Raw genomic sequence first — 10,870 nt, forward strand, 5'->3', positions numbered from 1 at the left:
CCCGGCCGGCACCCGTCCCGAGAGCGGCGTCGACAACTGCTATCCGGGGCTGGAGTTCGACCAGCGCAATCTCGACAAGGCGTTCTTCCCCGGGCTGACCTTCGAGTTCCACCGTCCGGACGGCGCCGTGCTGCGTCACGTCGCCGCCACCGGTGTCGCCGCCGAGCGCGGCCTGACCGACGCGGATCTGCCCCTGCACCTGTGGGCGGTGTGCGGGCGCACGACCGTCGACCAGGCCGAATCGGAGATACCGACGTTCACCTGCGCGGACCTTGGCGGTCTGGACGTCTGGCGGCTGGTGCACGACCTGATGCCGGGTCGGATCGCGATCCTGCTCGGCCCGCCGCCGGGGATCTCCTCGCCCGGCGCCGACGTCGTGAACGGCACGCTCAACGGATTCCGTCGCGGTGACCGCAGCGTCGTGCAGCGGGATCCGGACGGCACGGTGCTGGCGGTCCTGGTCGCCGACCGGGCCCGTTACCTCGACCCCGACGGTGTCATCGACCCCGACGTCTACCTGCCCGGGGAGCTGACCCGCAGCCTGTGCGCGCCGTGGCAGTACGACTTCCGGGACTGCGGCTGCTTCTACTGGGCGGCGTCCAAGCCCGACGTCGTCACCAGCGCGGACGGGCAGGTCCCCTACGTCAACTTCCAGCGGCGCGATCGCACCAGCGTTCCGCCGCCCGCCGACCTGGCGACCGAGGTCGGCCGCCGGGAGCTGGAACTGGACTACCCCGAGATGCTCCATGCCTGGAACGACCTGGCCGTCGTGCTGGACGGCCGGGAGACCGGCGGGGGCGCGCCGCTACCGCCCCCGGCGCCGGCTACCGACGAGCTGACCCGGGACGAGGTGCTCGCCGAGCTGAACTACCTGGCCACTGTCGAACATGCCCTGTCGGTGGAGTACCTGTTCGCCCACTACTCGCTCGACGCGCCCCGGCTACTGCCCGACGACGCCGACGAGCACACCCGCCGCGTGCATGCCGCGGCCACCGAGGTGTTCTCCATCGCGGTCGACGAGATGCGGCACCTGCGCTGGGTCAACGAGGCGCTCACCCTGCTCGGCCTGCCCCCGAACGTCGGCCGGGCCGAGCGCATCCACCGCCAGCTCGACCGGCCGTTCCAGCTCCAGCCGTTGACCCCGGCACAGCTGGACTGGTTCATCGAGGTCGAACGGCCGAGCCAGGGAACGGCGTCGGGCATCGACGGGATGTACGTGCGGCTGCTGCGCACGATCGATGGACGGCCCGACCTCTTCCCCGAGCGGGACCGGCTCGTCCACCTTGTCAAGCTCATCATCGACGAGGGGGGTGAGCACTTCCGCCGGTTCGGCACGGTCAAGAATCACCTCGCCGGGCTCGCGCCGGAGAGCTATCTGCGCACGATGCGGCCGGATCCGGTCGACGCGCTCACCGGCGGTCTGGCGGATCTCAGCGACCAGAACTACGCTCTGCTGCTCAGCGCCCTGCAGGCGACCTTCGCCCTGGGGGACCGGGCCGGCGGGCAGCTGCTCGAGCAGGCCCGTCGGGCGATGTTCAGCCTGCACGAGACGAACCACCTGCTCGCCGCGCGCGGCGTGCAGCCGCGCTTCGCCCTGCCCGGTCCGGTCACCCTGCCCATTCCGGTCGCCGACCACGCCGCCGGGCTCCGGCGGGCGCAGGAGACCGTTGCCGAGCTGGGCGGCTCGGCGGAGCGTCGACTCGTGCTCCAGCACGGGGCGGCGCACGAGGCCCTGCTCGCCGAGCTCCTGGCCGCCGGCACCGCGCCGGCCTCCGCGCCGGCCTCCGCGCCGGCCTCCGCAACGGACGGGGAGCCGGGCGGCTCCCGGACGGAGGAATGACCGAGGCCGTCGTCGCCGGGGCTGGGTTGGCCGGCCTGACCTGCGCGTACCTGCTCGCCGCCCAGGGACGGCCCGTCCGGGTGACCGGATGGCAACCGGATGCCCGTGAGCGGGCGCCGGATACCGGCGGTGCGCGTCCGCGCTGGCTGGTGCTCAACGAGCTGACCGTTGCCGTGCTCCGAGACGTCTGGGACGGCGGCGCCGGCCTGTTCGAGGACGCCTGGCCGATTCGGCACCGGCACGTCCGGTGGGGCGGGTCGGCCACGACGCGGCGGCTGGAACAGCCCAGCCTGGCTGTCGACGGCAGCGTGCTGGTCCGCCGGCTGGGCGCACGGCTCGCCGAGGCGCACCCGGACCTGGTCCGGTTCACCCCGGATGGCCTCGCGTCGCCGCCTGCCGTGTCGCCGCCTGCCGTGTGGCTGGTCACCGCCGCTGCGCCTCCACCGGGCCGACCGGCCCGACCCGTCGAGCTCGGACGCCGAAACATGATCAGCGCCGAGGTGCGGCTCGCGCCGGCCGAGCCCACCGCCACGAGCCGGCTGGTGGCCGCCGGGTCGGCATGGGTCTTCCTGGCGCCGATCGGCGAGCGGCAGGCGTTGGTGCAGGCGATGGTCCCCGGGCCCGTCGCCCGTCCCGTGCCGCTGCTTCATCGGCTTCTCGCCGAGACGGCGCTGGGAGCACGATTGACGGCGCTGCCCGAGACCGTCGTGGTCGTGCCCGCGGCGCCCCGGTTCCTACAACCGCCCTGCGGGCCGGGGTGGTTCGCGGTGGGAGGCACCGCCGCCCGGTTCGACCCGCTCAGCGGCTCGGGGGTCGCGCACGCCGTCCGCACGGCGATCCTCGCCGCGGCGGCGATCGAGGCCATTGACCGGGGTGCCGACGAGCGGGACGTCCGCGCGCACGTCACGGCCCGGGTCCTAACCGCCTTCTTCGAGCACGTCCGCACCTGTCTGGGCCTCTACACCTCCGCCCTGGACACCTCCGCCCTGGACACCTCGGATCCGGGTACCTCCGCCCTGGCCGCGACGGCCTGGCGGGACGAGATCGACACGATGGCGGGTGCCCTGCGCCGGTTCGGCGCGGCCCCACCGCCCTCCTTCGGCTTCACCCTGGTGGACCGCCACCTCGTCGCTCATCCCCGTTGACGGCTCCACCGAGGTGGCGCGGCGTACCGCCGGACGGACATGCGCGACGCCGGGCGGGGCGCGCGGCACGTGCGGGTGGGCCTACGGGCGATGCGCACGGGCTTGCGGCCCGATGCCTATGAGCCGCGATAACAGGATGAACCGCTGCCTGTCTAGACTAGTACGGCAATAGCACCATCGGCGACTACCTCCCCGTTCGTGCTGGTCCGTGCCCGTACGGCACGCGCCCGGGCCGCCGGTTGCGGCTCCGCGTGCCCCTCGGCCGCCGGGCCGCATGACCTGGTGAGGCCATCGTCGCGTCCGCCCTATCTGGAGCATCCATGAAACGCCCACGTCCCCGATTCCACCCCGCCGCCCGCGTCGCGGCCGTCGCGGCCGCCGCCGCCATGCTCGGCGCCTGCGCGTCCGATCCGGCACCCGCCGGCTCCACCAGCGCGAACGGGGCGGGCGGAACACCGCACCGGGGCGGCACGCTCACCTTCGCGGTGGCCACCGAGGGCGACTGCCTCGACCCGCACGTCAGCCCGGCCGACGTCACCGCTGTCATCCAGCGGGGTGTGTTCGACTCGCTCGTGGCGCAGCAGCCGGGCGGCGAGGTCGGCCCGTGGCTGGCCACGTCGTGGACGGTCTCCGCCGACGCGAAGACGTTCACCTTCAAGCTCAAGGACGGCGTGACGTTCCACGACGGCACACCGTTCGACGCGGCGGCGGTGAAGGCGAACTTCGACCACATCGCGGCGAAGTCAACGAAGTCGCAGTACGCGGTGGCGCTGCTCGGCCCCTACGTCGGCACCGAGGTCGTCGACCCCCGCACGGCCAAGGTCACCTTCTCCAAGCCGTACGCGGCATTCCTCGCCGCGGCCGCCACGGCCTACCTCGGCATCGAGTCGCCGAAGAAGATCGCCGAAGCGCCGGACACCCTCTGCTCGGGCGGGCCGAACTCGGTGGGTACCGGGCCGTTTCGCTTCACCCGCTATGTGAAGGGATCGGTCGCCGAGTTTACCCGCAATGACGGCTACACCTCGGCCCCCGGCGGCGCGAAGCACACCGGCGCCGCCTACCTCGACAAGCTGGCCATCCGCTTCCTGCCCGAGGACGCGACGAGGGTGAGCGCGCTGCGCAGTGGGGAGATCGACGCCGCCGACGGCGTGCCGGCGCAGAACGTCGCCGCGCTCGAGGGCGATAACTCCCTGCGGCTGCTCAAGGTGATTCCGCAGAACGCCAACTACTCGATCTACTTCAACACCAGGCGTGCGCCGTTCTCCGACGAGCGGGTCCGCAAGGCCGTCCAGCGCGCCGTCGACGTCGACACGATCGTGAAGACGGTCTACGCCGGCCAGTACGCCCGCGCGTGGAGCACCCTGACGCCAAAGAACATCGCCTACGATCCCAGCCTCGAGAAGGCCTTCCCCCATGACGTCGCCGCGGCGAACAAGCTGCTCGACGAGGCCGGCTACACCGGCCGCGACGCCGACGGCTACCGCACGAAGAACGGCGCGCGTCTCGTCCTCGACTGGCCCTACGTCGGCGCCTTCAACCGCGAGCAGCGCGACATCGTCAGCCAGGCGGTACAGGCCGACCTGAAGAAGGTCGGCATCGCCACCAAGCTCTACTCGATGGACTCGGGCGCCTACACCACCCAGCGCAACGCCGGCGGCTACGACCTGATCGCCTACAGCTGGGGCAAGTCCGACCCCGACCTGCTCCGTACGCTGTTCGCCTCGAATCTGACGTTCACCCAGGGCGGGGCGAACAGTTCCGGGATCGCGGTGCCGGAGGTCGACGAATGGCTCGCGACCGGCGCCGGCACGACGGATCTCGCCGCCCGCAAGAAGGCCTACGGGCAGGTGCAGAAATATGTGATCGACCACGCGTACACCCTGCCGGTCTACGTGTTCACCCGGACCGTCGGCACGGTGTCGAAGGTCTACGACATCACCTTCGACGCGGACGCCTTCCCGCTGTTCTACGACAGCTGGGTGGGCTGATCTAGTGCGGGCTGTGGCGAGGTTCCTGCTGCGTCGGCTGGTCGTGGGCGCCGGGGTCCTGTGGGGCGCGGCGACGTTGGCCTTCGTGACGCTGCACGTCGTACCGGGTGATCCCGTCGACACTTTGATCGGGCCGACGTTCGGGATCTCGCCGCAGCTTCGGGAGCAGATCAACGAGACGTACGGGTTCCAGTCGCCGCTCGTCGTCCAGTACGGCACCTGGCTGCGCCGCCTGGTGACCGGCCATCTCGGCACCTCCTACCAGCTGCAGCGGCCGGTCGTGGAGGTGTTGTCCGGTCAGGTGTGGCCGACGGTGCAGCTGGCGCTCACGGCGTCCGCGCTCGCCACGCTGCTGGCGATCGGGCTCGTGGTGTCGACCGCCGGCCGGGGCGGCACCACCCACCGGCTCGGCCGGATGCTGGCGACCAGCGTCGAGCTGCTCGTCGTGTCGAGCCCGACGTTCTGGATCGGCATCCTGCTCATCACCCTCTTCTCCGCGCATCTCGGCTGGTTTCCCAGTGCCGGCGCCGCTGGCCCGTCCGGACTGGTCCTCCCGGCGTCCGCGCTGGCCCTGCCGATCGCCGGGGTCCTCGCCCAGGTGCTGCGGGAGGGACTTGACGCCGCGCTGGAGGCTCCGTTCGTCGTCTCGGTCCGCGCCCGCGGCATCGGCGCGGTGGGCGTGCTGACCCGCCACGCCCTGCGCCATGCCGCGCTCCCGCTCGTCACCCTGCTCGGCTGGGCGGTGGGCAGCCTGCTCGGCGGCGCCGTCGTCACCGAGGCGGTGTTCGCCCGGCCGGGGATCGGTCGGGTGACCCTCGCGGCGATCTCGGCCAAGGACATCCCGGTGGTCACCGCGGTGGTGCTGCTGTCCGCGGCGGTCTTCGTCGTCGTGAACAGCGTGGTCGACCTGCTCTACCTGCTCATTGACCCGCGACTGCGCGACGACGGATCCGGTGCCGGGAGGGCCACGGCGGTTGATCTGGCGGTGTCCCGGTGACCGCGGTCGGGGAGGCCCGCCCCGGGACCGAGTCGCCCGCCGCCGGTGCCCTGGCCCGCACCGGCGGTGGCCGGCCGCGTCCCGGTTTGATCGCGGCCGGCCTGCTGATCGTCCTGCTTCTTGTCGCGACCGCCTGGCCGGGGCTGCTCAGCCGTCATCCCGTGGACGGGGCGAACCTCGGCGAGGCGCTGCGCGGACCGAGCTGGGCACACTGGTTCGGCACCGACCAGCTGGGCCGGGACGTCTTCGCGCGGGTGGTCACCGGCGCCCGGCATTCGCTACTGCTCGGTGCCGGAGCGACCGCGCTCGGCGCGGGGATCGGGGCGACGGTCGGCCTCGCGGCGGCCCTCGGCGGCCGGTTCGCGGACGGGCTGCTCATGCGGCTCGTGGACCTGCTGCTCGCCTTCCCCGAGCTGCTCCTCGCGCTGCTGGTCATCGCCATCGTCGGTCCAGGCTCGGTGAACGCGGCGGTGGCCATCGGCATCGCGGCGGTCCCCAGCTACGCGCGGGTTGTGCGGTCGCGTGCCCTCGTCGTCCGCCATGCCGGGTTTGTCGACGCCGGGGTGGCGCTCGGCCTGCCCCGATCGGTGATCGTGCTGCGCCACATCGTGCCGAACACGCTAGGACCGTTGCTCGTGCTGGCCACCGTCGGCGTCGGGACGGCGATCATCTCAGGTTCGGCGCTGAGTTTCCTGGGCCTCGGTACGAAGCCGCCGGCCCCCGAGTGGGGGGCGATGCTCGCCGACGGCCGGGGCGTCATCGACACCGCCTGGTGGGTCGTGGTGTTCCCCGGGGCGGCGATCGCCGCCACTGTCGTCGCCGTGACCGTGCTCGGCCGCCATGCCCGCCTGCGGGTGGAGGGACGGACTCCGTGAACGACCAGCCGCAGGTCTCACCGCCGGCACCGCCGAACTCGGCACCGCTGGGGTCGGCACCCCCTGGTTCGACACCTCTGAGCGCGCGGGGGGCGAAGGAGCCGTCCGCGACCCTGCTGACCGTCGACGGGCTGCGGGTCTCCTTCGGCCGGGGCGGTCGGGCCGTCGAGGTGGTGCGGGGAATCTCCTTCGATGTCGCTGTGGGGGAGTGTGTGGCCCTCGTGGGCGAGTCCGGATCGGGTAAGAGCGTGACCGCCCGCGCCCTCGTCGGACTCGCCGGAGCGGACGCGACGGTCCAGGCCCGGCGGCTGCGCCTGGGCGGGACCGACCTCATCGGGCTGCGGGACCGGGAATGGCGCGCCCTGCGTGGCCGCCGGATCGGCCTGGTGCTCCAGGACGCCCTCGGTTCCCTCGATCCGCTGCGGCGGGTCGAGCAGGAGGTCGACGAGGCGCTGCGGGCACAGGGCCCAGTCGCGCGGGCCGAACGTGGCCCCCGGATCGCGACGCTGCTGGCGCGGGCCGGTATTCCTGATCCACAGGTCCGTGCCCGGCAGTACCCGCACCAGCTCTCCGGCGGGTTGCGCCAGCGGGTGCTGATCGCCGCGGCGCTGGCCGGCACCCCGGACCTGCTCATCGCCGACGAGCCGACCACCGCTCTCGACGTCTCGGTCCAGGCCCGGATCCTCGATCTGCTCGCCGGTCTGCGCGAGAGCGGGATGGGACTGCTGCTCATCAGCCATGACCTGGCAGTCGTCGCCCGGCTCGCCGATCGGGTCGCCGTGCTGCGCGACGGAGTGATCCTGGAGAGTGGCCCGACCGAGCGGGTACTGGGCGATCCCACGCACGCCTATACCCGCGAGCTGCTTGCCGCCGTGCCCTCCGCGCGGACCAGGGGCAGCCGGCTGGCCGGACCCGTCGACGAAGCCGGGATCGCGTCGGCCGGGCTCGCGTCTGCCGGGCTCGCGTCTGCCGGGCTCGACGCGGGCGGCTCGACCGGCGCCGAGATCCTTCTGCGGGCGACGGGACTGCGCAAGGCGTTCCGGACGGCGGACGGAGAGCGACGCGAGGTGGTCCGGGACGTCTCCTTCGCGCTGCGCCGCGGGGAGACCCTCGGGCTCGTCGGCGAGTCCGGTTCGGGGAAGACGACGCTCGCCCGGATCATGCTGGGTCTGACCGAACCCGACGCGGGTGAGGTGCTGCTCGGCGGCGTTCCCTGGGTCGGCCCGTCGGGTCCTGGGGGCGGCTGGGGCAGCTGGGTGCCGGAGCGTGACCGCCGACCACGCCGCCGGCAGATCCAGGCGATCTTCCAGGACCCGCTGGGTTCCTTCGACCCACGACTGACGGTGGGCCGGATCCTGACGCAGGCGCTGCGGGTGGGTGGGGTCGCGCGAACCGAGCGCCGCGACGCCGCCGTCCAACGGCTGGAACAGGTGGGGCTCTCCGCGCGGGAACTACGGCGCAGACCGGTCGAGCTGTCCGGCGGGCAGCGGCAGCGGGTGGCCATCGCCCGGGCGCTGTCCGTGGAACCGCAGGTGCTGATCTGCGACGAACCGGTGTCCGCGCTCGACGTGTCCATCCAGGCCCAGGTCCTGGACCTGCTCGTCGACCTGCGCCGGACCCACCGCATGGCCATGGTCTTCGTCTCGCACGACCTCGGCGTCGTGCAGCACCTCAGCGACCGGGTCCTGGTGATGTACGACGGGCGGGTCGTCGAGTCCGGGGACGTGGGGACGGTCTTCACCGCTCCCCGGCACCCCTACACCGTACGGCTGCTCACCGCGGTGCCCCGGCTCCCCGCACCGCCTACCCCCCCAGCGGCTACCGGGCCGTCTCCGCAGGCCGGGCCGCCCCTGGCCGACAGCGCCACAGCCGTACCGGCATCTGGGTGATGTGCCCCTCGATGTCGAGGCGGTGCTGCGCGACCTCCCCGATCGCCCGAAAGTAGTCCTCCTGACGGTCCGCACCGACGAGCCGGCTGTAGTAGGTGCCAAAGGTCGCCGCGTGGAACCGCTGGTACTCTTCGCCGTTCGCGGCCCGCACGACCGCCGGGCGTTCGTCGACGCCGTCGATGTCGAAGTACGCGTCGAGCAGGGTCGCGGTGTCGTCCACGGACAGGGTGCGTACGGCGATCGGAATGATCCCGGCCGCCGCCAGCAGTCTGGGTACGTCCTCGGCCGCATGGCCCAGCCGGACCAGGGCCTGCCGGGCGAGGTCGTCGCTGCCACCGAACCCGTACTCGTCGTGCTCGGGATGGTGGGTGGTGAGCAGGAAGGCGCCGCCGGGCCGCAGTCGCGTGGAGATCCACCGCACCAGCTGCTCCTCGTCGGGGTGGATCCAGTGCAGGACCGAGGTGAGGGTGACCAGGTCGAACGCCGTGGGACCCGCATCGTCGGCCAGCTGCGGGGGCCGGCGCAGATCGGCCTGGACGAAGCGGAACCGTACCCGGGTCGCGTAGGGGGTGAGCTTGCGTCGAGCCTCGGCAAGCCGGGACTCCTCACGATCCAGGCCCAGGGCGTCGACGGCGTCGGGCAGGCGGTCGAGCGCCGCGGCGAGCAGGGAACCGATGCCGCAGCCGAGATCGGCAACGGACCGGGCGGTCGGATCGGCGAACCCGAGCACCCAGTCGGTGTCCTGAGCCTGCCGAAGCCGGCTGGCGTCGTCGTACCCGCCGAGTCGGGCCGCCTGTGCCGTGACGGTCTGCGTCATCTGTTTCTCTCCAGCCGAGGTATGCCAACCGATCCGACGTACTGACGGTCCGCCATCGTGCGTCACGGGCTCGGGCCAAGTGCCGAGTTCCGTGCCCTGCGTTTTGAAATTAGGCATCGTGTTCGTGTGGGGTCAAGATAGCTTTCTGCGTCCATAGTCGACATCCTGTTAGTGCTGGTAACAGCACCGTGATGCCTCTGGACCAGCCGCCGCGAGCCGACTGGAATGGGTCGCGGGCCGGGACGCGGAAACTGTTCGCGACAGTGGGAACCGCGACAGTGGGAACCAGGTACGACAGTGGAAACCACGCAGGAATCGGTACCGCCGTGCCGGACCGGAACTGGTCCGCAACCGGTCTAGGACCTGGCCGTGACCGCCCGGAACCGGCCCAGAACCATGCCCAGGGGAGACGATGACCAGTACAACGGGATCCGATGCGGCCTTGGCGCCGGCGCGAGACGTGATCGCTGCGCAGCGTTCCGCGCCCGACACGTCGGTCGGATATGTCCAGGGCATCCTCAGCCACGACATCTCCACGGAACTCGGCCGGCTGCAACTGCTGGAATCACAGGTGGACCCGGCCACGCACGCCGTTCTCGAGGCGCGGGGAATCGCCGATGGAGGGCGGTTCCTGGAAATCGGTGCCGGTGCGGGTTCGGTCGCCTACTGGCTGGCCGACCGGTTCCCCGGCGGGGAGGTGACTGCGGTCGACGTGAGCACGAGTTTCCTCGACGACGCCGGCCGGTCGAACCTGCGGATCGTCCAAGCGGACGTGCGCACCCACGACTTCGAGCCGGGTTCCTTCGACCTCATCCATGCCCGCACCGTCCTCATGCACATCCCCGAGCGTGAGGAGGTGCTGCGGCGGCTAGTCTCCTGGCTGGCCCCGGGCGGCTGGCTGGTCACTGAGGATCTCGTGCTGTCCCCGGTCGACTCGTCACCGCACGACGGATTCCGGCACGCCTTCGAGGCGATCGGCCAGGCGATGGCGTCGTCGATCGGGTCGGACCTGTGGTGGGGGCGAACGCTGCCGGCGCCGCTGACCCGGGCGGGCCTGGTCGACACCGGTCTGCACGCCACGTACTACCCGGTTGGCGGCTCCAACGAGATCGGGCGCCTGTGGCGTGCGACGTTCGGCCAGTCCGCCGACTACCTCGTTGACAGCGGCCTGCTCACCCGTGCCGATCTCGACTTGGCCCTGGCCCTGCTCGCCGATCCCGACTTCCTCGACCTCGGGCCCAGCATCATCGCTGCCTGGGGCCGGCGCCCCCCGGCCTGAGCTTCCGGGCGCGGGAACTCCCGCCCTTCCGTCTCTGTCC

General features: G+C 72.1%; 8 protein-coding genes. 7 read left to right on the top strand and 1 reads right to left on the bottom strand.

Features of this window, described 5'->3' with window-relative positions; genetic code table 11:
• From AC08OV_RS14920 to AC08OV_RS14945, 6 genes are all read left to right on the top strand, one after another.
• A partial coding sequence (locus AC08OV_RS14920) for a ferritin-like domain-containing protein (protein WP_476619805.1) occupies positions 1 to 1,840 on the top strand: 1,840 nt, incomplete at its 5' end.
• Positions 1,837 to 2,985 (top strand): hypothetical protein, encoded by a 1,149-nt coding sequence (locus AC08OV_RS14925; RefSeq protein WP_476614696.1) that lies wholly within the window; start codon positions 1,837 to 1,839, stop codon positions 2,983 to 2,985. The genes AC08OV_RS14920 and AC08OV_RS14925, both read left to right, overlap by 4 nt.
• A 320-nt stretch (positions 2,986 to 3,305) precedes the next feature.
• Entirely contained in the window at positions 3,306 to 4,973 is a 1,668-nt protein-coding gene (locus tag AC08OV_RS14930; protein WP_476614695.1) for an ABC transporter substrate-binding protein, read from the top strand.
• 4 nt (positions 4,974 to 4,977) lie between these two features.
• Positions 4,978 to 5,970 carry an ABC transporter permease gene (locus AC08OV_RS14935; protein ID WP_476614694.1) on the top strand — a complete coding sequence of 331 codons (993 nt, stop codon included), beginning with the start codon at positions 4,978 to 4,980 and terminating at the stop codon, positions 5,968 to 5,970.
• Positions 5,967 to 6,845 carry an ABC transporter permease gene (locus tag AC08OV_RS14940; protein ID WP_476614692.1) on the top strand — a complete coding sequence of 293 codons (879 nt, stop codon included), beginning with the start codon at positions 5,967 to 5,969 and terminating at the stop codon, positions 6,843 to 6,845. The genes AC08OV_RS14935 and AC08OV_RS14940 overlap by 4 nt, the downstream gene beginning before the upstream one ends.
• A complete protein-coding gene (locus tag AC08OV_RS14945) occupies positions 6,842 to 8,734 on the top strand; it encodes a dipeptide ABC transporter ATP-binding protein (protein ID WP_476619806.1) in 1,893 nt (630 codons plus the stop codon). The genes AC08OV_RS14940 and AC08OV_RS14945 overlap by 4 nt, the downstream gene beginning before the upstream one ends.
• Here the strand turns inward: AC08OV_RS14945 and AC08OV_RS14950 are convergent.
• A complete protein-coding gene (locus tag AC08OV_RS14950) occupies positions 8,664 to 9,551 on the bottom strand; it encodes a class I SAM-dependent methyltransferase (RefSeq protein WP_476619807.1) in 888 nt (295 codons plus the stop codon). The genes AC08OV_RS14945 and AC08OV_RS14950 overlap by 71 nt on opposite strands.
• Positions 9,552 to 9,963: 412 nt before the next feature.
• Between AC08OV_RS14950 and AC08OV_RS14955 the strand changes: the two genes are divergently transcribed.
• Positions 9,964 to 10,830 (top strand): class I SAM-dependent methyltransferase, encoded by an 867-nt coding sequence (locus AC08OV_RS14955; protein WP_476619808.1) that lies wholly within the window; start codon positions 9,964 to 9,966, stop codon positions 10,828 to 10,830.
• The last annotated feature ends 40 nt before the right edge of the window (positions 10,831 to 10,870 follow it).

The organism is Frankia sp. CeTa3Moorea, assembly GCF_978021225.1.

Bases quoted from the DNA above. Each gene is read 5' to 3' on its own strand.
- AC08OV_RS14930 (WP_476614695.1), top strand. From the start codon at position 3,306: ATGAAACGCCCACGTCCCCGATTCCACCCCGCCGCCCGCGTCGCGGCC.
- AC08OV_RS14950 (WP_476619807.1), bottom strand. From the start codon at position 9,551: ATGACGCAGACCGTCACGGCACAGGCGGCCCGACTCGGCGGGTACGAC.
- AC08OV_RS14925 (WP_476614696.1), top strand. From the start codon at position 1,837: ATGACCGAGGCCGTCGTCGCCGGGGCTGGGTTGGCCGGCCTGACCTGC.
- AC08OV_RS14955 (WP_476619808.1), top strand. From the start codon at position 9,964: ATGACCAGTACAACGGGATCCGATGCGGCCTTGGCGCCGGCGCGAGAC.